Annotated in this window: 13 protein-coding genes; 5 read left to right on the top strand and 8 right to left on the bottom strand. The window is 60.8% G+C overall.

All coding sequences use genetic code 11. The features are described from left to right. Positions 1-70: 70 nt before the first annotated feature. Positions 71-3,451 carry an oligosaccharide flippase family protein gene (locus AC1D06_RS18385; protein ID WP_477881348.1) on the bottom strand — a complete coding sequence of 1,127 codons (3,381 nt, stop codon included), beginning with the start codon at positions 3,449-3,451 and terminating at the stop codon, positions 71-73. 84 nt (positions 3,452-3,535) lie between these two features. Then, the gene (locus tag AC1D06_RS18380) at positions 3,536-4,702 is read right to left on the bottom strand and encodes a glycosyltransferase family 4 protein (RefSeq protein WP_477987360.1); all 1,167 of its coding nucleotides are present in this window, start codon (positions 4,700-4,702) and stop codon (positions 3,536-3,538) included. 219 nt (positions 4,703-4,921) lie between these two features. On the opposite strand from AC1D06_RS18380, the gene AC1D06_RS18375 reads away from it, so the two are divergent. From AC1D06_RS18375 to AC1D06_RS18365, 3 genes are all read left to right on the top strand, one after another. Next, positions 4,922-5,551 (top strand): glutathione S-transferase family protein, encoded by a 630-nt coding sequence (locus tag AC1D06_RS18375; RefSeq protein ID WP_477987359.1) that lies wholly within the window; start codon positions 4,922-4,924, stop codon positions 5,549-5,551. Between the two features lie 241 nt (positions 5,552-5,792). Further along, the gene (locus AC1D06_RS18370) at positions 5,793-6,254 is read left to right on the top strand and encodes an adenylate/guanylate cyclase domain-containing protein (protein ID WP_477987358.1); all 462 of its coding nucleotides are present in this window, start codon (positions 5,793-5,795) and stop codon (positions 6,252-6,254) included. Beyond that, positions 6,214-7,557: a tetratricopeptide repeat protein gene (locus tag AC1D06_RS18365; RefSeq protein ID WP_477987357.1), complete on the top strand. Its 1,344-nt coding sequence runs from the start codon at positions 6,214-6,216 to the stop codon at positions 7,555-7,557. Before AC1D06_RS18370 ends, AC1D06_RS18365 begins: the two co-directional genes overlap by 41 nt. A gap of 70 nt (positions 7,558-7,627) precedes the next feature. Here AC1D06_RS18365 and dnaJ read toward each other — a convergent pair whose 3' ends face one another. From dnaJ to AC1D06_RS18340, 5 genes are all read right to left on the bottom strand, one after another. Beyond that, on the bottom strand, positions 7,628-8,767 hold the full coding sequence (gene dnaJ / locus AC1D06_RS18360; protein ID WP_477881336.1) for a molecular chaperone DnaJ: 1,140 nt from the start codon (positions 8,765-8,767) through the stop codon (positions 7,628-7,630). 141 nt (positions 8,768-8,908) lie between these two features. After that, entirely contained in the window at positions 8,909-10,816 is a 1,908-nt protein-coding gene (gene dnaK, locus AC1D06_RS18355) for a molecular chaperone DnaK (RefSeq protein WP_477881334.1), read from the bottom strand. 272 nt (positions 10,817-11,088) lie between these two features. Beyond that, positions 11,089-13,413 carry a transglycosylase domain-containing protein gene (locus tag AC1D06_RS18350; RefSeq protein WP_477881333.1) on the bottom strand — a complete coding sequence of 775 codons (2,325 nt, stop codon included), beginning with the start codon at positions 13,411-13,413 and terminating at the stop codon, positions 11,089-11,091. Between the two features lie 165 nt (positions 13,414-13,578). After that, the gene (locus AC1D06_RS18345) at positions 13,579-14,199 is read right to left on the bottom strand and encodes a TetR/AcrR family transcriptional regulator (protein ID WP_477881332.1); all 621 of its coding nucleotides are present in this window, start codon (positions 14,197-14,199) and stop codon (positions 13,579-13,581) included. A gap of 320 nt (positions 14,200-14,519) precedes the next feature. Continuing rightward, positions 14,520-15,695 carry a glycosyltransferase family 4 protein gene (locus tag AC1D06_RS18340; RefSeq protein ID WP_477881331.1) on the bottom strand — a complete coding sequence of 392 codons (1,176 nt, stop codon included), beginning with the start codon at positions 15,693-15,695 and terminating at the stop codon, positions 14,520-14,522. 300 nt (positions 15,696-15,995) lie between these two features. On the opposite strand from AC1D06_RS18340, the gene AC1D06_RS18335 reads away from it, so the two are divergent. Both AC1D06_RS18335 and AC1D06_RS18330 read left to right on the top strand, forming a co-directional pair. After that, the gene (locus tag AC1D06_RS18335) at positions 15,996-17,996 is read left to right on the top strand and encodes a GumC family protein (protein WP_477987355.1); all 2,001 of its coding nucleotides are present in this window, start codon (positions 15,996-15,998) and stop codon (positions 17,994-17,996) included. Between the two features lie 11 nt (positions 17,997-18,007). Next, positions 18,008-19,342 carry a UDP-phosphate alpha N-acetylglucosaminyltransferase gene (locus AC1D06_RS18330; protein ID WP_477881328.1) on the top strand — a complete coding sequence of 445 codons (1,335 nt, stop codon included), beginning with the start codon at positions 18,008-18,010 and terminating at the stop codon, positions 19,340-19,342. Here AC1D06_RS18330 and AC1D06_RS18325 read toward each other — a convergent pair. Continuing rightward, positions 19,296-20,375 (bottom strand): glycoside hydrolase family 5 protein, encoded by a 1,080-nt coding sequence (locus AC1D06_RS18325; protein WP_477987354.1) that lies wholly within the window; start codon positions 20,373-20,375, stop codon positions 19,296-19,298. The genes AC1D06_RS18330 and AC1D06_RS18325 overlap by 47 nt on opposite strands. Positions 20,376-20,491: the final 116 nt, after the last annotated feature.

Genomic DNA, 20,491 nt, shown 5'->3' with positions numbered 1-20,491 from the left:
GAGGGAATCGCCAGAGCCGACCGAACATGACCGTAGTCGACTCTGGCGGGACGTCAAGAAACGCAACCTGTTACGTCGCCTGCACGCTGACGCGTTCCTCGTTCTGATGCTGGGGCGCATCGCCGTGCTGCTCTGATCGGGGCGGACGGCTCGCCAGTCTGAAGATCTCGTCGAACAGGCGTTGCCGGGCCGCCGGCGGCGTCAGGTTGTGATCGGTCTCGGGCATGAAGATCAGCTGGACGTTCTTGTAGCGGCTGAGCTTGCGGCCATTGGCACCGAAGTGGAAATAGAGATGTTCAAGACCGACATCGGCTTCACTATACATGACCGTGATCGGAACCTGATCATGCTCATAGGCAGCAAACGAGCGCTTCACTTCCCTGGCGACGACATGCCGACCCGGAAGATACATGAGCAGGGGTGCTGCGCGGAAAGAAAGACGCCGCCACATCGCGACCGTCATGTTGCGGATCGCGGCGCGCACATGGACCTCGCCGTTGACAAGCCGCTTCAGCGTCTCCAGCCGGGTGAAACGCGTGCCGTAGTCGTTGAGGCTGCGCGGCACGACGCTGATGTCCTCAGGCACCTTCACCGCCGGGTCCCAGTAGAAGACGAACGGGTTGACGGCGACGATGGCCGACACGCGCTTGTCGCGCAGGCCGCTGCGGAAGGCGACATAGCCGCCGCTGCAGCGCCCGGCCACCATCAACGGGCCGGGTCGGAAGGATTCGAGCACGTCGAGTGCGGCGGTGGCATCCCGGCTCTGGGTATAGGAATAGAGCACGCGCTCCGGCGCTTCTGGCGATGGCGGACTGTCGGCAACATTGGCGGAATCGAAGCGCAGCGAGGCAATGCCGCGGCGTGCCAGATCGCGGGCGATATTGACCGTCGTGCCACCCCAGCCAGAACGCCGGTCATAGGCCGTCGGCAGCAACAGCACCGAGGCCCCGCCCGGCCGGCCGCCGTCCGGCAGGCTGACGATACCGGTGAGATTGTTGTGGGCGCCGAAGCGGACGGCGTGTTCGACATAGCCGGAACCGGCCATGGTCTGATCGGGCAGGGTGCGCTCCGAAGCCTTGCCGCTTTTGTCAGTGGGAGCCAGCGATCCGGCCCAGTCGACGAGGCTCTCGATGACCCACATTGGTTCAAGCGCCGTCAGCGGCATGGTCATTAGCCCGTCATAGCCGACATATTCCTGTTGCCGCGCATCGACGCCGGCCGCTCGCAGCGCATCGGTGAAACCGGTGTCGTTCATCTTCACCGGCCGCTCGATAACCAGGTAATGCGGCGCATGTGGTTCATCTGCGGTGATGGCGATCTTGCGAATATCCACAGCGATCTCGTCCGGCATGCGCAGGCCGGCGACGGACACACCTTCGACCTCGCGGTGGCTGTCCTTGAGACCGAGATCCTCGTAGATGAAACGGGCCCTGAAACCCACTTCGCGCAGATAGCTGCGGCCGTTCAGCACCGGCGCCAGCATGCCGACGGCGGTCACGCCTTCGATATCCCCGGCGATCCGGTGCGCGATCGTAGCCCCTATGCCCTGGCCGACCAGGATGATGCGATCGGTATGTGCGAGCTCCTTGAGCCTTGCTGCGGCGTCGCGTGCTGACGCTTCCCAGACGGCGAGGCCGGCGGAAAAGTCGGTTCCGTCGATCGCATCGCCGGTGCCGGGATAGTCGAAGCGCAGGCTCGGAATACCGGCGGCAGCGAGCCGTTCGGCAAGGATGCGATAGGATTTCCTCAGGCACATCTCGTCATAGCCCCAGGGGCTGAGCAGCAGCACGGCGGCATCCCGGCGAGCCGCGGAATCCTCCGGCATGAAATGACCTATCGTGCCGGAGAAAAAGATGGGAAGTGCCGCGGCGCGGCCGGCGCCTTCGACCGTGGCGTTCACACCCGGCGCACGGCGCATGGGGTTCTGGGGCGCTGGCTCCGGCCGGCGTGGCGAAACGAAATCGATGATCCGTTCGGCCACGCGCCGCAGCCGGCCAAGCCGGGCGGTGCTGCGGCGGATAAGTTCCGCGTCCTCCTCCGGCACGGCCCGGAAGAGCCTGAGCGCCGGAATGTAGACGATCGCTCCGGCAATGATCGCAAGCACCAGGCCGATCGGCCCGCCGTGGACCTGGAGGACGGCGAAAGCAGCAGCGCCGCAGGCTGCCGAAGCGAGCCCGACCTTGAACAGGCTGAAATAGAGCGGATGAAGTTCGCTGCCGAATTTGAGAAAACGGATCATCAGCATGCACATGACGATAAAGACGACGACACGAACGGCAGCCGCGCCCTCGCCCGCAAGGAATGGCACGGTTCCCAGGCAGCCGGCGACCAGAAGCGTGCCTGCGACGAGGCTGATGACCAGCCTTTCCTTGGCACGATCCTGCGAGAGCAGATAGAGGCTGAGCGTCTGCATGAAGGCAGCACCAGGCGAGGCGAGCGCCAGGAGCGCCACCGTCGTTCCCGCCTCGCGGAAAGCCGAGCCGAATACGGTGACGACAAGTTCCTGGGCGATGGCCGCCAGTCCGATGCTCATCGGCAGGGTGATATAGGAAAGGCTGCGGGTGACGCCGGCAATGACCGAGGGCGACAGCCCTGTGCCGCCGGCCTCGTGGCGACGTTCCGAATAGTAGGGCAGCAGACTGCCGGTCAGCTGGATCGGCACCTGCAGCGCCATGTTGGAGATCGACAGGCCCGCGGCGTAGAAGCCGACCATCTTCACCGACCAGAATTGCTGCAGAAACAGCAGTTCGAGCCGGTTGAGGAAGATCGCTTCGACGATGAACTGCAGCGAGATGAACAGTGACGACGAGGTGAGATAGTTGCGTGGCACGTCGCAAGCATCGCGTGCCGCGAAGATGATCGGCAGCGTGGCCACGAAAAGCACGACCTGGCCGGCGGCATAGCCGATCAGGGCGCCCTCGACGCCGTGATAGAGCGAACCGAACAGCACGCCGCCGATCTGGAACAGCGAAACGACGACAGTGAGCTTGAAGAAACTGCCGAGCCGTTTTTCGCCGATCAGGTAGAATTTAGAAAACGAACCGATCGCTTGGATGACGAAAAGTATGCCGGTCACCAGCGCCACCGAGGGTGCCGTGGCACCCGACCAATGAAACCGTTCCGAGGTGAGGAAAAAGACGGCATAGATAGCGAGCAGCGCGAGCACGGCAAACAGCGTCGGCGTGATCAGGATGGCGGCAAAGCCGCGACGGCGGTGCTCGTTATAGCCTTCCGCTTTGAGCTGCGGCATCATCTTGAGCAGCATGATGGAAGAGCCGAGTTCGGCAATCGAAGCACCTGACACGACCAGCCATAGCGAAAAGGCGATGATGCCGTTGGCCTCCGGACCGAGCAGGCGCGCGGTTATGATCGCCGAGGCAAAGCCGGTGATCAGCAGCATGAAGCCCGCCAGCGCGTTGACGATCGAGTTCGCAATGATGCCGTTCGACATTATCGGTTCCATCCATGCATCTTGCCAAAATTGGTTTGAACAAACCGGTACTTGGCAATTGTTAAATTTAGCCTGTGTGCCGTTTCACGCGGCAAGTTGCTGCAGGGCCTTCTCGTAGGTCCGTTCCGCCAGGTAGCGGCGGAGAAAATCCCGTGCCCGCCCGGTCCGCCATTTGGCTGCTTCCGCATCGCGGGCGATCTCGGCGAGCTGCTGGGCTGCATGCTCGGCGTTCGGATCGGCCCAGCGGGCACCGGCGAGCTTGACGAATTCCGGATGCGTATCGACCACCGGGATGAGCGTGTAAGACGTGTTCCACGTATTCTCGGGATCGCAGAAATCCACCGTGCCGGACCAGCCGGTCGACACCACGGGTGTTCCGGCGAGAATGGCCTCAGCGACGGTCAGTCCGAAACCTTCCGAGCGATGCAGCGAGATATAGACATCGGACTGGCCGATAATGCCCGCGATCACCGAGCTTGGTAAATTTTCGGTGACGATGCGGACATTGCCGATCCTGGCTGCGGCCTCGAGCACGGCGCGCAGCCGCTCGTCGCCGGCCGGATTGCCGCTTGCCTTCATGAGGAGATGCGCATCCGGCCGCTTTGCGGCGAACTGCGCGAAAGCCTTGAGCACCGCTTCCGGATTCTTGCGGTTGATCGACGAGCCGGCGCTGAAAATGCTGCTGACCAGAAAGGCGTCGGCCGGAATGCCGAACTGCGCCCGAATACCGGACGCCGCCTGGCGCTCTGCGACCGGATGCGGCACGGTGATGACGGGCAGGGCCGTGTGGCCGGCAATCGCGCTGCGGGTGAATTCCGACGGCACGAAGACGGCGTTCATATACCGCAAGGCATGTCGCCATTCGGAGGGGATGACTTCGAGTTCCCAGGCCCAGTAGCCGATATTGTAGGCGCGCAGGAAGGCGCCCAGCCCGAGTTTCAGGATGCCGCGCGGCAACATTGGCGGATTGAGATGCAGGATGCGCTGTCCGGGTGCTTCGCTGCTCAATGCAGGCATCCTCCACTCGACATCGCGCTTCTCGTCCAGATGCGTGCTGAGATCGGCGAGACGGACAGGAATACCCGCTCGAGCCAAGGCATCGGCATTGAGCCGCGCTGACTCGCCAACACCTGCGGTCATGGAAAGATAGCCGGCAACCTCGACCGGGGCGCCCGGCATGAATGTGCGGCGCGAGCGGGGGATTCCCCGCTGCAATATCTCGGCCCTGAATCTTCTGTAGTGTTCGCGCACGGCAAAACCTTCTGCTCACAGATGGTCCGACGCTATCGGCGAGATATTATGGAAACCTAAAATCGAGCGGCTGAGAGTAAGTCTGTCGCGTTTCGATGCGAATCATCCTCAAGAAACGATGAAGAAACGGCGCTGTAATCTCTGGGGTCGGTACAGGAATCGGGTGGCGGGTGCCCAAGCTTTATGTGAACTTCATCCCGTCACCGCGAAAGGATCTTCATGCTCACGCTCTATGATTATCTGCCATCCCAGAATGGCTGGAAGGCACGGGTTTTGCTTGGGCTGCTCGGCATCCCCCATGACAGCCGGCCGATATCGATCTTCGAAGGCGAAAGCCGGACCGAAGCGTTTCTGGATATCAACCCGGCCGGCGCAGTTCCCGCACTTGGTCTTGAGGATGGGCGCACGATCGCGGAGTCAAACGCGATCCTTGTCTATCTGGCCGAGGGGACGCGCTTCCTGCCGGAGGACCGCTATCTCAACGCCAAAGTCATGCAATGGCTGTTCTTCGAACAATATCACGTCGAGCCGACAATCGGTTCGCTGCGGTTCTGGACCTTGACCGGACGACTTGAGCGCAACCAGGCAATGGTCGCGGGTAAGCGCGAGGCCATCGCCCGTGCTCTCGGAGCTTTGGAACGCAGCTTGAAAGCAGTGCCGTTTCTGGTTGGAATGGAATTTTCGATCGCTGACCTCGCGGTCTATGCCTACAGTCACTTGGTCGCCGATTGCGGCGTCGCTTCCACGGATTATCCGGCGTTCGAGGCCTGGCTTGGGCGCGTGAAAGACGCCATCGGTCCTGGCTATCCCGTGCATCCCTATAGCATCGACCCGCATTCCGGTGGTTGAGGTGAAGCTCCACCTGGACTTCCTTATCCCACGCTCTTGCGTTAGCGGGTAGGAAAGTATCGCGTCGGCCGCTGCGCAGAGTATTGCTGTCTTCACCTGCTTGGCGGCGCGCAACTTCGCCGATTCAGCTTCCGCTTTGCCCTGCGGAAGCAAGGAAGAATTCACGATCCACCTGCCTGTTCACATGAGATGATATTCGATAATCTCTTTCTCACCGAGGGCCTCTTGAGGATCACGCGTGGTGAGCGAATATCCCGCAAAGCGCCGGCTTGCCGCGATCATGGTGATCGACATTGTCGGATATTCGAGACTTGTGGGAGAAAACGAGGTCGATACATTAAATACCTGGCGAAGCCGGCGGGAGAATGTGCTGGAGCCGGTCCTGCAAAAATACCGCGGGCTCATCGTCAAGTATATGGGGGATGGCGCCCTCGTGGAATTCCCAAATGCCACCGAAGCGGTGGAAAGCGCGCTGGAACTGCAGAAGCGGATGACGGAAGCCAATGCAGCTCTTGTGTCGGGAATACAGATCGTTCTTCGAATTGGGATCAACGTCGGCGACGTGCTTGAGGAGGACGGCGACATCTATGGCGAGGGCGTGAACATTGCTGCACGCCTGGAGCCGCTCTCACCAGCCGGCGGCATCTGCCGTTTCGGAGAGCGTGATCAGAGAACTCGACGCAAGCGTGACAGCCGAATTTGAAGATCTCGGCGAAATATCGCTCAAGAATATCGTGCGTCCCGTTGCTGCCTACCGCACCTATTCGATCGATCGGAACAGCGGCTCCAATAAAGCAGCCCCGTTCCATGAAAAGCCCGTGGTTGCGGTTTTGCCTTTCGATAATATGAGCGAGGTGCCGGGGCAACAATATTTCGCCGATGGTATCACAGAGAATATCATCACCAACTTGTCTCGCTTCCGAGATCTATCAATCATTGCTCGAAATTCCACCTTCGCCTACCGCGGCAAGGCGATCAGCATCGACAAGATTGGTTTGCAACTGGGCGCCCGGTACATTCTGGAAGGCAGTGTGCAACGAACCGCAGACCGTGTCCGCGTCACTGCGCAGCTCATTGAAGCTGCTACGGGCAAGCATCTGTGGGCCGGCCGATACGACCGCCAAGTCGAAGACATTTTTGCCGTTCAGGATGAAATTGCTGAGACGATCGTTGGCACTCTCGCTTCGGGTTATGGCGGGCGCATCTCCAAGGCCTGGGAGGGCAGGCCCGATCGCGCGGGCGTCCGAAGTTTCCAGGCGTTCGACCGTTTTCTACTGGGAATGCAGAGCTTCGATTTGTTTACAAGGGAAAGTGTTGTTCATGCGAGGGAGCTCTTCCTCGAGACGATACAACTCGACCCGCAATATGCCAAAGCACTGGCAAAGCTTGCATGGACCCACATCATCGATGTCTTGTATGGCTGGAGTAGCTCGGAAGAGCGTTCATGGGAGCTCGCCTGGGAATTTGCGAATCGAGCAGTCGTTTCCGATGATGATGAGCCTTGGGGACACTGGGCGCGGGCTGGTTGCTACGTCAATCAGCGACAGCATGATCGTGCAATCACTGAATTCGAACATGCCATCGCGCTCAATCCAAACGATGCCGATGTGCTCAGCGACATGGCTTGGTGTTTGAGTTACGCTGGTCGTGCCAAGGATGCCATAGAGCTTGCTTTACGCGCTATTCGGCTAAACCCTCACTACCCTTCATGGTACAGCCTCCAGCTGGGGGCAATCTATTTTGACGCCCGGCTCTATGAAAAGGCCGTTGCGACGTTTGAGGCTCTTCCGTCGCTGGAAACGGCTCTCGCTCGACTCTACCTTGCCGCAAGCTATGCGGCTTTGGATCAGGTCAACGACGCCAGGCAAACCCTCGACACGGCGCGAGAGATCGATTCGAGAGTGACGATTTCCCATTGGACCAGTCCACAGCAGGCGCCGTATCGACGACATGAAGACGTGGAACATTTCCGTCATTTTCTGGCGAAAGCGGGAGTTCCACAATGAAACAGCGAGACAGTCATGAGAGCTGTCTCGCTGCAAAACTCTTCGCCGAATTCGAAAACGGCCGCGCCGATCAGTCGCTCAAGGTATCGAAGAAATCCTTCATCTTGGCGAAGAAGCCTGTGGAATCTGGATTGTTCTCCTTCGATGAAATCTTCTGGAATTCTTCCAAGAGTTCGCGCTGGCGCTTGGTCAGCTTCTGCGGCGTCTCGACAACGATCTGCACATAGAGATCGCCGGTCTGGTGCGAGCGCAGCACCGGCATGCCCTTGCCCTTGAGGCGGAACTGCTTGCCGGTTGGCGTGCCCTCCGGCACGGTGACGCGTGACTTCGTGCCGTCAAGCGTCGAAATCTCGAACTTGCCGCCCAGAGCCGCCGTCACCATGGGGATCGTCACGGTGCAATAGAGATCAGCGCCGTCACGCTTGTAGAAGGAATGCGGCCTGACCGACATGAAGATGTAGAGGTCGCCGGATGGGCCGCCGCGCAAGCCGGCTTCGCCTTCGCTCTGCAGGCGGATGCGTGTGCCGTCTTCGATGCCCTCGGGTATATTGACCTGCAGCGACCGTTCCTCGGTGACGCGGCCCTGGCCGTGGCACTTGCCGCAGGGGTCGGAGATCGTCTGGCCGCGGCCCTGACAGGTGGGGCAGGTGCGTTCGATCGAGAAGAAGCCCTGCGTCGCGCGCACGCGGCCCGAGCCGTGGCAGGTCGGGCAGGAGGTCGGCTTCGTGCCGGGCTTGGCGCCGGAGCCGCTGCAGACATCGCAGGTGATCGAGGAGGGGACGCGGATCTGTGCGATCTTGCCCGAAAAAGCTTCCTCGAGGGTGATTTCCATATTGTAGCGTAGGTCTTCGCCGCGCTCGCGACCTTGAGAGCCGCCACCGCCGCGACGGCGGCCACCCATCATCTCGCCGAAAATGTCCTCGAAAATGTCTGAAAAGCCGCCCGCGCCCGAGAAGCCGGCGCCGGGACCTCCTGGGCCGCCCTGTTCGAAGGCGGCGTGGCCGAAACGGTCATAGGCAGCCCGCTTTTGCGGGTCCTTGAGCATCTCGTAAGCCTCGTTGATTTCCTTGAATTTCCTTTCGGCGGCGGCATCGCCCGGGTTTTTGTCGGGGTGCCACTGCATCGCGAGCTTGCGGAAGGCGCCCTTGAGCTCCTTTTCGTCCGCCGTCTTGCTCACGCCGAGCGTTTCATAAAAATCAGCTTTGGCCATATTCAAAAAACCATACGCGAACGCGTATCACATCCACTCGACTGGAAAGCCATTCCGTTTCCCCCGCGCCGAGATCGGAGAATGGCAGATTCGAAGAGGCCTGCAAGGGGCTTCCTTGCAGGCCTTTCGGGTTCGCGTGAATCAGGCCGACTTTTTCTTGTCGTCGCTGATGTCTTCGTAGTCTGCGTCGACGACACCGTCGTCGGCTTCCTGGCCGCCGGCAGCGCCGCCTTCGGCCTGCTGGGCTTCGTACATGGCCTGGCCGAGCTTCATCGAGACTTCGAGAAGCGTCTGGGTCTTGGCCTTGACGTCGTCGGCATCGATATCCGCGCCGGCAATGGCCGACTTCAGGTTTTCGAGCGCACCGGTGATGGCGTCGCGGTCAGCCTGGCCGACCTTGTCGCCGTAATCCTTGAGCGACTTCTCGGTCGAGTGGATCAGGCTTTCGGCGGTGTTGCGGGCTTCGACACCCTCGCGGCGCTTCTTGTCGCCTTCGGCATTGGCTTCGGCATCCTTGACCATCTTTTCGATGTCGGCGTCGGAGAGACCACCGGAGGCCTGGATGCGAATCTGGTGCTCCTTGCCGGTGCCCTTGTCCTTGGCCGAAACGTTGACGATGCCGTTGGCGTCGATGTCGAAGGTGACTTCGATCTGCGGCACGCCGCGCGGCGCCGGCGGGATGCCGACCAGGTCGAACTGGCCGAGCAGCTTGTTGTCGGAGGCCATTTCGCGCTCGCCCTGGGCGACGCGGATGGTCACGGCCTGCTGGGCGTCTTCGGCAGTCGAGAACACCTGGCTCTTCTTCGTCGGGATCGTCGTGTTGCGGTCGATCAGGCGGGTGAAGACGCCACCGAGCGTTTCGATGCCGAGCGACAGCGGGGTCACGTCGAGCAGCAGCACGTCCTTGACGTCGCCCTGCAGAACGCCGGCCTGGATGGCGGCGCCCATGGCGACCACTTCATCCGGGTTGACACCCTTGTGCGGCTCCTTGCCGAACAGCTGCTTGACGACTTCCTGCACCTTCGGCATGCGGCTCATGCCGCCGACCAGGACCACTTCGTCGATCTCGGCGGCAGTGACGCCGGCATCCTTGAGCGCGGCCTTGCAAGGTGCGACCGTGCGCTGGACGAGATCGTCGACCAGGCTTTCGAACTTGGCGCGAGTCAGCTTCATCGTCAGGTGCTTCGGACCGGTCGCGTCCGCCGTGATGAACGGCAGGTTGATTTCGGTCTGCTGCGAGGACGAGAGCTCGATCTTGGCCTTTTCGGCAGCTTCCTTCAGGCGCTGCAAAGCGAGCTTGTCATTCTTGAGCTCGATGCCCTGTTCCTTCTTGAATTCGGCAGCAAGATATTCGACCAGGCGCATGTCGAAGTCTTCACCGCCGAGGAAAGTGTCGCCATTGGTGGACTTCACTTCGAAGACGCCGTCGCCGATTTCGAGAACCGAGATATCGAACGTGCCACCGCCCAAGTCGTAGACAGCGATCGTCTTGCCTTCCCGCTTGTCGAGGCCATAGGCAAGGGCTGCGGCAGTCGGCTCGTTGATGATGCGCAGCACTTCAAGGCCGGCGATCTTGCCGGCATCCTTGGTGGCCTGGCGCTGGGCGTCGTTGAAATAGGCCGGAACGGTGATGACGGCCTTTTCGACCTTCTCGCCGAGATAGGCTTCCGCGGTTTCCTTCATCTTCTGAAGGATCATCGCCGAGATCTGCGAGGGAGAATAGCCGGTGCCGCGGGATTCGACCCAGGCGTCGCCGTTGGTGGCCTTGATGATCTTGTAGGGAACGAGGCCCTTGTCTTTTTCGACGGTCGGATCATCGTTGCGGCGGCCGATCAGGCGCTTGACGGCGAAGACTGTGTTTTCCGGGTTGGTCACCGCCTGGCGCTTGGCCGGCTGGCCGACGAGGCGTTCGCTGTCTTCCGTGAAAGCGACCATCGACGGCGTCGTGCGGGCGCCCTCGGAGTTTTCGATCACCTTGGCGTCCTTGCCGTCCATGATGGCAACGCAGGAATTGGTGGTTCCGAGGTCGATACCGATAACTTTTGCCATTTTTACTTCTCTCCTTTTAGCAGGCTGCAGGGACCCGATATCCGGCATTCCCGCGCAACCCCCGATGGATGGGTTCATTGCGATTGTGCGAGCTGCATGCGCTCGTGTTCATGGCGGGTATATAAGGAGGCAAATTTGCCTCTGCAAGGCGTTTCTATGGGTGAAATCACGCAAAAGTCAGTCTTCGCGACAAGAATTCTGTTGGCAATTCCGCATATTACAGCACCTTTTGCCGGCTTGCGCTGCGCAGGGCTGCCCAGCCGGCACATACATTACTGCATGATAACGTCGAGCAGGGTAGAATTGGCCTTGCTGCGCTTCGGTGTGGCGGTCGTCTGACCGACATCCACCGGCGGCATCAGACCCGGATCCTGGGTCTGGTCCGCCTTGCGGATGACGTCGTCGATTTGCTGTGTCGGCAGGCCGTCCTGTTTCTTGTCCGGCTGGGAAGCCTGCTTGTCGGTCACATCAGCCGGCGGCCGCACGGTCTTGCCGTCATTGGTCTGCATGGCGGGTGTTGCCTTGGCATCATCATTGCCGAGCACATGACTGATCATATCGAACAGGTTGTCATGGCCTTTGTCTTTGCCGGCTTCGGGCGCATTCGCGACAAGGCCCGGATCGACGTCGTTGGCGTTGAGGCCGGGCAGGGGCGCCGGCGTCAGGCCCTTGTGGGCCGCGATCATGAACTGGCTCCAGGCCTTGGCCGGCAGCCCGCCGCCCGTGACCTTCTTCATCGATGTGCCGTCGTCGTTGCCGAACCAGACGCCGGTGGTCAGGTTGGCGGTGAAGCCGACGAACAGTGCATCGCGGAACGATTGCGTCGTGCCCGACTTTCCGGCCACCTGCCAGCCCGGAAGCTTGGCATTCTTGCCGGTCCCATATCGAATCACGCCCGACATCATCTGGTTCATCTCGGCGGCGATGACAGGCGAAAGCACCTTCGGTGGCCGGTCGTCGGTATTCTCGTAGAGCACCTTGCCGGACATGGTGGTGATGCGCTTGATGATGTGTGGATTGGCCTTGTAGCCGCCATTCATGAACGGTGCATAGGCCGAGGTCAGCTCGACCAGCGACACTTCCGACGTGCCGAGCGCGATCGATGCATTCTCCTGCAGGTCAGAGTCGATGCCCATGCGGTGCGCGGTCTTGGCGACATTTTTCGCGCCGACCTGGGCGACCAGTTGCGCCGCGATCGTGTTGAGCGATTGCGCCAGCGCATTGGCGAGCGTCACCGAGCCGCGATATTTGTTGTCGAAATTCTCCGGCGTCCAGTTGCCGATCCTCACCGGGCCGTCGACCAGAACCGATGCCGGCGTCAGGCCGCGTTCCAGCGCCGTGACATAGACGAAGGGCTTGAAGGCCGAGCCCGGCTGCCGCTTGGCCTTGAAGGCGCGGTTGAACTGGCTCTGGGCATAGTCGCGGCCGCCGACCAGCGCGCGGATGGAGCCAGTGCCGTCGATCGAAACAAGGGCGGCCTGCGAGGCGTTGAGCTTCTTGCCTTCCTTGTCGAGCGTCGCCTGGATGGCTTTCTCGGCGTCCTTCTCAAGGCCTCGATCGATCGTGGTCTCGACCACGACATCTTCCTTGACGTCGCCGACCAGGCTGGGCAGCTGGTCCATCACCATATCGGCGGCATAGTGCTCGGCCCCGGTCCAGAAGCTCTTGGCTTTCTGCGGCTTGTTTTCGATCGCCGCCTGCTCTTCGTCGTGGGTGATGAAGCCTTCCTGCTCCATGGCGGCGAGCACCAGCTTGGCGCGGGCCATGGCGCCTTCCGGGTTCTTCGCCGGCGACAAAGCAGAGGGCGCCTTAAGCAGGCCGGCGAGGATTGCTGCTTCCGTAAGGTTGAGGTCACGCGCCGATTTGTTGAAATAGCGCCGCGAGGCCGCTTCGACGCCATAGGAATTGGCACCGAAGAACACCCGGTTCAGGTACATCGCCAGAATCTGGTCCTTGGAATATTTGCTTTCCAGCCAGAAGGCGAGCAGCACTTCCTGTACCTTGCGCTCCAGCGTCCGGTCGGGCGTCAGGAACATGTTCTTGGCAAGCTGCTGGGTCAGCGTCGAACCGCCCTGCACGGCGCGTCCAGACGTGATATTGGTGACGATGGCGCGTGTCAGGCCGATCGGGTCGACACCCCAATGCGAATAAAAACGCCGATCCTCGATGGAAATCACCGCCTCGGGGATAAAGGGCGACATGGCGTCGAGCGGGATTGCCTCGCCGCCGGTCGAGCCGCGATTGGCGAGCAGTTCGCCGTTGACGTCGACGATCTTGATATTGGGCGGCCGCTTCGGCATGGCCCAGGTCTCGGCGCTCGGCATTTTCGCACCGTAATAGATGACCACGCCGGCCACGGCCATGGTGCCCCACAGGCAGAGCACCAGCATCCAGTAGACCGAGCGGCGGAGGAAGCCGACGATGCCGCCGGATCGTGTGCGGCTGGACGAGGATTTGGAGCGTGACGGAGTAGATTTTTTGCTGCGGCTTCCCGTCCGGTCACGCGGATCGGCACGCAGATCGTCATTGCGGCTGCGTTTGCCGCCACCCTCGAAAGAGGGCTCGATTCTGCCTCCGGACCTTGGTTTTCCCGCCATGCCGCCTATATTTCCGCCTGTTCCGCCTGGATGTTACGACGCGATGAACTTTAAATGTGGCGGTTTAAAGGGGCGTTAAGTCTCGCGCAATGATCTGCCGATCCGCTCAAGTGCCTGGATTTAAAGACGCAATTCGGCATCGGCGATCATCCGCATGCATGGCTCTTAGTCCGGCTTTTTCGCCAAGGGCCCGACGAGAACTTCGCCGTAAAGCGGTTGAAGGCGCAAACGGTCGGTGAGCTTCTCCTTGAACGACAAAGCGTAATAGCCGATCTGATGGAAATAAGTGATGCGCGCCCTGACCGTGCTCTCGTCCTCGCTATAGCCCATGGCGAGGAACGAGCGCTTCAAGAGACCTATGCGCAAGTCGTCGATCGCGGTCACTTCGCGCGCCAGTGCCGGGTTGCTCCGCGACCAGTCGCGGATGGCGAGGTCGAGCTTCGGGCTGAACGGATCTTCCTTGACCCAGATGCCGGCCACCGTGTCGAAAAAGGCAAGCCCATCCGTGATCTCGGAAATGACGAGGCGCTGGAACGGTTGGCAGTTGCGTGTCCGCCACTCATACACCATGCTTGCAAGCAGGTCGTTCAAGCCTTGGAAATGGAAATAAAAGCTGCCGCGCGTAACCTTAAGTTGTTTCGACAGCCGGTCGATCTTGACATTGGCGATGCCGTGCCGCTCCAGCACATCGACGGCAGCATTCAGCCATGCCTCGCGAGACAAGGTGGGTCGAGGGTTGAGTTTCCTCGGTGATTCGACTTGGCGCGACAGGGCGGAATTGGGCATTTTCGTCTTTTCTTTGGGGGGAAGCGCGGTGCGAGGCGCGTGTCGTCTGCACGTTATCAGGTCCTTCAAACCATGCAATCGCCAAAAGGACTAAAAGCCACAATCTTGCGTCGAGTTCATGGCGCGAATCATCACCGGTGAAGTTGAAATTCATTACTGCAAATATGATCGCCAGCCGGGGGAAAGATCGCCGGTCATGGCGCGATCTCCATCCATAAGATGACATCGGAGCTGAAGTGGATGGTGCAAGGCGATCTGGCGCCTGCCATCACCCCGGATCGTTCCATGGCCGCCATAGCGGTCGCGACCATGCTGATCATTCAGGCCTTCTGGACGAGAACCTGCCGGTAGAGCCGGATATAACGCTCGGCGACCTTTTCCCAGGAATAGCCGTCAGCCTCATGGATCAGCGTCGTACGCATCCTTTCCGGATCGCCCTCAAGCATGCGCCATGCGCTTCGAATCAGCTCTGCGCCTTGCGAGGCAAAGGTGAAGTCGCCGACTTTCATCATCCCGTGCCGTGCGGCGAGCGCCGCATAGGCGCTGTTCTCCTGCAGGACGGGCAGCAGGCCGGCGCTCATTGCCTCGATCGCCACGAGGCCGAAACCTTCATATTCGGAGGCGGAGACGAAAAGCGAGCATTGCGAAATCAGGTCCGCGATTGCGCCATTATTGAGCCCGGCATGCACACGCACTTGCGCTTCGATGCCTTTGGTCATGGCCGTGACATCGCTGAGTGTGAGGTCCGAGGGCACGCCTATAATGTCCAACGACCATTCCGGATCGACGTCGAGCAGTGTTCGCGTCGCTGCTATCAATCGGTCAAGACGCTTGTTGGATGAAAAGCGGCCGATCGTGATCAATCGCTTTGCAGGCAGCGTCAAAGCCCTGTCGTGGAATTTGGCCGTGTCGACACCGTTCTCGATCAGTTCGAGATTGCCGCCGGCGATCGGACGGAATGTCTCGACATCCGATTGACTGCAGCCGACCAAGGGATGGTAGGCAGAAGCCGAGAGGCGGGTCAGCGTCCGGAACCAAAGCGCCTTGATCGCCGCAAACCGCTTCGTATGGAAGAAGCCGCCATGTGTCGTGGCGATCATCGGCTTGCGATGGACCAATCGGGTGAGCGAGAGGAAGTCGAAGAAGAAATCGACCGCGTGCACATGGACCAGATCGGCATCGCGGATATGCTTGAGCACCGATGGCGCCACCGGATAACGGCTCGAACCTTTCCAAGGGATGCGCACGATCTCGATGCCATCGATCGTCTCGCGTTCCGCCAGCGCGCGGCCGGGCTCGGAGAATAGTGAATTCAAGGTCACGACCCGGATACGGAAACCGTGCCGAATCGCCTGGCGGCAGAGATTGAAGACGACATCCTCCAGCCCACCGCGATTGGGAAGGAACTGGCGCACGACATGGACGATCAGCGGTGCAGGCGGCACAGGGCCGCTGCCCGAAAAACCGGTGGCTACGTCGTCCTCGATGCGTTTCATGCGCGTGTGAAAGGCCCCGGAAAAGGTGAAATGCTTTTGGTCGAGGCAGTATTGACGCCATGAATATTAACAAGTGATGACGTGTCCCGCCGATGAACCGGTCCGGGCACGCGCTGGATCGAACTTGTTTCGCAATGGGTCAACGAAGTCTTTTGCGGGGCGACAAATTTGTTTGAATTCACTGGCTGTTAACCATGTTTTGCCAGATTGGCCTGGTCCCTCGCATGCTGCCGGCGCTTCGGTGGCGTGGCGGGATGCACGGCGTATAGATGCTCCGGTTCAGGAAAACAGGGCAGGACAATGGACATTTTTGAACTGCCGGGCATTCTTTGGCGGCGCTGGCTCTATGTGCTGGTGCCGATGCTATTGTTCGTCCTCATCGGCGCCGCCTATGTCGTTGCCGTCAAGCCGACCATTCCGGTCGAGACGGATATTTTTGTCGATACGCAGGGCCTCGTGGCCGAGCAGCCCGACCTCGTGCCGCAGGCTTCCGCCCAGACCCAGGATTCGGCGATCCTCGAAAGCCAGATCTATGTCATGCAGTCCGGTGAGATCCTCGGCGATGTCATCGACAAGCTGGACCTGACCAAGGATCCGTTCCTCTATAAGGGACCGACGACCGACAAGGCGCTCGCCAAGGCGATCACCATCGCTTCGCTGCAAAAGCATATCGAGGTCGAGCGCGCCGGCGGGTCCTTCATCCTCAACCTGACCGTCAAGCATCCGAACGCGGCGCAGGGTGCCGAGATCGCCAACACCATTGCCTCCGTCTATCTCAAGAAAGTGCATGAGGCACGCAGCGATGCCTCGAACCGCGCCAGCGGCGCCTTCGAACTGCAGGCGCAGACACTTGCCATGCGCGTCCGCAAGGCGGAGCAGGAACTGGAAAAATTCAAGGCGGACCACGATCTCGTCTCGACCGGTCAGCAGGGCCTGGTGATCGACCAGCAGGTCCAGGGCGTCAACACCCAGCTTCTGGCGGCCCGCGCCGATCTCGGCGCCAAGCAGGCGAGTTACGAGCAAGCCCAATCGCTGACGGTGGGCTCGGTTCAGGACGGCGCCATTCCCGAGGCACTGGCTTCCACGGCACTTGGCAACATGCGTGCCCGCTATGCCGATCTGGTCGCCGGTGCCAACCAGCTTGCCTCCAATCTCGGCGCCAACCATCCGCAGATGCGAGCTGCCCGTTCGCAGGTCGACGGCATGCGGCAGGCGATCGAGCAGGAACTGGCCCGCATCCGCCAATCGCTGAAAAGCAGCGTCGATCGCGCCCAGGCCAATGTGAAGGCGCTCGAAGGTCGGCTCGACCAGTTGACCAGGTCGAGCCTCGATACCAGCGAGGCCGGCATCAAGGCACGTGAACTGCAAAGCGAGGTCGACACCTTGCGCGCGCTCTACAAGGCTTTCCTGTCGCGTTCCGAAGAACTGGGCCAGCGCGACACGGTCAATGTCAACAATTCGCGCGTCATCTCCAAGGCCGTGGCGCTCGGCGGCAGTTCCAAGCTGGCCCAGGTCATGATCCTGATCGCCGCCGGCCTGTTCGGCTTTGCCGCTGGTTGCGGCGTCGCTGTGGCCCGTGAAATGCTGGGCAAGCTGTTCACCCGCAAGACCGTGCGTGGCGATGCTGAGCCGGTCATGGACGACGAGGACGACGAGGATGTGGCGGTGGAGGAACCGGTGATATCCGAAACGCCTGCCGTCGCCACGCCTGTCGCACCGATGCAGACACCTTCGGCGGTCAGGTTTGCCAATGCACGCCCGAAGCCAGCGCCGGCGCCGGTCGACGAGATGGGAACGGCCGGTATCTCGGCCACGGTTGATCGCATTCTGTCGATGAAGCCGTCGGACATGCCTTCCCTGATCATCGTCCTGTCTCCGGACAATGACAATCCGGCCCGCGGCATCACGCGCGATCTTGCCGATGCTCTTTACCATMAGCGCAAAGACGTGATTTTCTCCACCGGCGAGAGCGCCGGCGCCGGCGACCGCTCAATTCCGGCCGACGTGCTGCTCGGTTCGGTGCTGAAATTCCAGCGCCTTTCGCCGGTCGTCCCTTCGGCCGAGCAGGCGCCGACGTTCCGCAATTTTGCCAACCGCAACCGCAGGGCTGACTATGTCATCATCGACAGCCGCGGACCCGAGGCCCGCTACCACGTCGAGGAATTGTTGTCGAATGCCGACGGCATTCTCGTCCTGGCGAGTGGCTCGGAAGCCGACCATGAGATCGACGGGCTGATACAGGCGCTGGCGCCGTTCAAGGACCGGATGCTCGGCACCATCCTGTTCGAACAGGCAGCCTGAGGAAAGGCGATATGGCGCTCACCTATGATTCGACGCTGACGGCCGAAGGGCAGGACGAGGGCGCGCTGAGCGGTTTCATACGATTTGCGGCCTTTGCCTCGGTGCTCGGCGGCCTGACCTTCAATCTCTTCCTCTGCTTCGTCAACACCCGCGTCATGGCCGTCTCCGACAGCCATGTGATGCTGGGTGAGATGGCGGTCACCGGCACTGCCTTCCTCGCCGCCACGGATCGGCGCGCCGGGCTCTATCTCTTCCTGGCGATCTTCGTCACCTATATGTTCTTCCTCTTCCAATTGCGGCATCAGACCGACCTCAAAGCGCTGCGCGATGTGCTCAACCCGGTGATCTTCTATGTGCTCGGCACGCGCGTGAAGGATATCCGCATCGCCGACCGGCTGGCGCTGATCTCCGCCATCATCGTCCTGGTCTTCGCCGCCTTCGAATATTTCCTGCTCGACCTCTATCTCGATTGGTTCAATGTGCTGGGTTATTACATCTCGCGCGGCACCGTGAGCCTGCAGGACAGCTATGGCGCCACGCGCGGCCTGTTCATCTCCGGCAATCGCCCCGAACCGCGCACGCTTCTGCCCTTTCTCGGCCAGCAGCGTGTCTCCTCGGTGTTCCTCGAACCAGTGTCGATGGGTAATTACGGCGCCATCCTCTATGCCTGGGGTCTGTTTCGCCGCGACTACAAACATCGCTGGTTCCTGATCATCTCGGCGCTGATCTTGATCATTTCGGCTGACGCGCGCTTCGGCCTCGGTGCCTGCGTCGTCATGACAGTGCTCGTGCCTTGCTACCGCCTCATACCCCGCCAGATCTGGCTGGTCGTGCCCTTCCTGATGCTGTCGCTGTTCTCCGCATATGGCATCATCACCGGCGTCAACCAGGGTCCGGACGATTTCACCGGCCGCTTGCAGTCGACCGCGCATCTGATCACCACGCTGCCGCAAGGCGCGGTGCTGGGCTACGAGACCTATGAGAAATTCACGTCAGATTCGGGCTTTGCCTATACGCTGACCCAGTTCGGCGTCCTGGGTTTCATCGGCATCTGGGCGACCTTCGTGATGCTGCCCTGCCGCGACAAGCAGGGCTGGCAGTTCCATTCGATGATGATCGTCTACCTGCTGCTCATCCTGATCATCTCGAATTCGTTCTATTCGGTGAAGACCGCCGCGATCATGTTCTTCATGCTCGGCACGGCGAATGCCGTGCAGTTTCCCGCGATGCGGTCGATTTGGAGCCGGATGTTTGGGCGGAGTGCCGAGGCCAAGCCAGGCGCAATCGCCGCGAAAGCCGTCAATTCAGCGACGGGCAGTCCTTTCCCCCAGCCGAAAAGTCGCTGAGCGTCGGCTGCAGTGCGGCCAGTTGCGGCCGGTCGCCATCCTTGGTCGGCTGGATGTTGAGCGGCTCTTCGGCCGGCCACCAGTCGCCGGCGACCCAATAGGTCCAGCCGGTCCAGACATCCTTGTTATCCTCGATCACGCCGACCATGGATTTCAGCGTGTCGATGCAGCGCATCTTGCCGGCCTTGGCAGGTGCGCCGAACTCGCCGAGGAAACCGCGGAAGCCGTTCTGCTTCAGCCACTCTGTGAACTTGCGCAGCGCCTCGACGGCATCACTGCCGCGCGAGCAATTCGGCTTCGTGCCGGAAAAGTCGTCGTCGAGATATTGGTGCACTTCGAACGCGAAGTTATGGCCCGGATCCTGGAAGCGGGCCATGGCGACGCCGTTCGGCTCGCCGTCGATCGGCTTCATCCAGGAATGCGCGCCGCTCCAGGCCGTGCCCGGCACGAGGATAAGATTGTTGGCGCGGGCCTGGTTGCGAATGGCGCTGGTGGCCGTATTGGCGGCATTCAGCCATTGGGTGATCGGCATCTGGTAGGGCTCGTTCATCAGCCCGAAGATGACGTCCTTGTCATTGGGATAAAGCGAAGCGAGCCGCGCCCAGAAGTCGCCGAAGGCCGCAGCCGGCACATCAGGCGATCCAACCACCTTTTCGCGATACCGGGCATAGTTGTGCGGGTCGAGGATGACGCGCATGTCATGCGAGCGGATCAGTGCCACCGCTTCCTTCAGCCGGTTCGTCTCGCCCGGATCGAGAGGCTGCATCAGCTTGGGCTGCAGCCGTTCCCACATGAAAGGCAGGCGGATCGTGTCAAAACCCTTGCTGGCGAAATAGGTGACGGTTTCCGCCGAGGGATAGGTATAATCCTTGAATGGCTGGCCACCCGGCTTGCCGAACTCGGCGCCTGAAAGATTGATGCCCCGGAAACACGGCGTTTGAGCCATGGCTTCTCCAATCGGCGCCAGCACCGATGCGGCGATCACGGCCGTCGCTGCGAATGTCCGGAACCAGTTCTGCTTCTGTCGTCTCATGGACTCGTGACTCTCTACGGGTTTGACGGCACAAGGGCGTGTCGCATCTATTTGGAGCCATTCTGTTGGCTCAAGCGGGTCGTCTGTTGGGCCGGCAGGCGCGTGTCGTACAAAGA

Source organism: Rhizobium sp. P2_G2 (assembly GCF_056403555.1).
This window is presented reverse-complemented; position numbering and strand designations above follow the sequence as displayed.

What these genes read in the sequence shown, in the direction of transcription:
- AC1D06_RS18385 (WP_477881348.1), bottom strand. Translation starts at nt 3,451, where the DNA reads ATGTCGAACGGCATCATTGCGAACTCGATCGTCAACGCGCTGGCGGGC.
- AC1D06_RS18375 (WP_477987359.1), top strand. Translation starts at nt 4,922, where the DNA reads ATGCTCACGCTCTATGATTATCTGCCATCCCAGAATGGCTGGAAGGCA.
- dnaJ (WP_477881336.1), bottom strand. Translation starts at nt 8,767, where the DNA reads ATGGCCAAAGCTGATTTTTATGAAACGCTCGGCGTGAGCAAGACGGCG.
- dnaK (WP_477881334.1), bottom strand. Translation starts at nt 10,816, where the DNA reads ATGGCAAAAGTTATCGGTATCGACCTCGGAACCACCAATTCCTGCGTT.
- AC1D06_RS18350 (WP_477881333.1), bottom strand. Translation starts at nt 13,413, where the DNA reads ATGGCGGGAAAACCAAGGTCCGGAGGCAGAATCGAGCCCTCTTTCGAG.
- AC1D06_RS18345 (WP_477881332.1), bottom strand. Translation starts at nt 14,199, where the DNA reads ATGCCCAATTCCGCCCTGTCGCGCCAAGTCGAATCACCGAGGAAACTC.
- AC1D06_RS18340 (WP_477881331.1), bottom strand. Translation starts at nt 15,695, where the DNA reads ATGAAACGCATCGAGGACGACGTAGCCACCGGTTTTTCGGGCAGCGGC.
- AC1D06_RS18330 (WP_477881328.1), top strand. Translation starts at nt 18,008, where the DNA reads ATGGCGCTCACCTATGATTCGACGCTGACGGCCGAAGGGCAGGACGAG.
- AC1D06_RS18325 (WP_477987354.1), bottom strand. Translation starts at nt 20,375, where the DNA reads ATGAGACGACAGAAGCAGAACTGGTTCCGGACATTCGCAGCGACGGCC.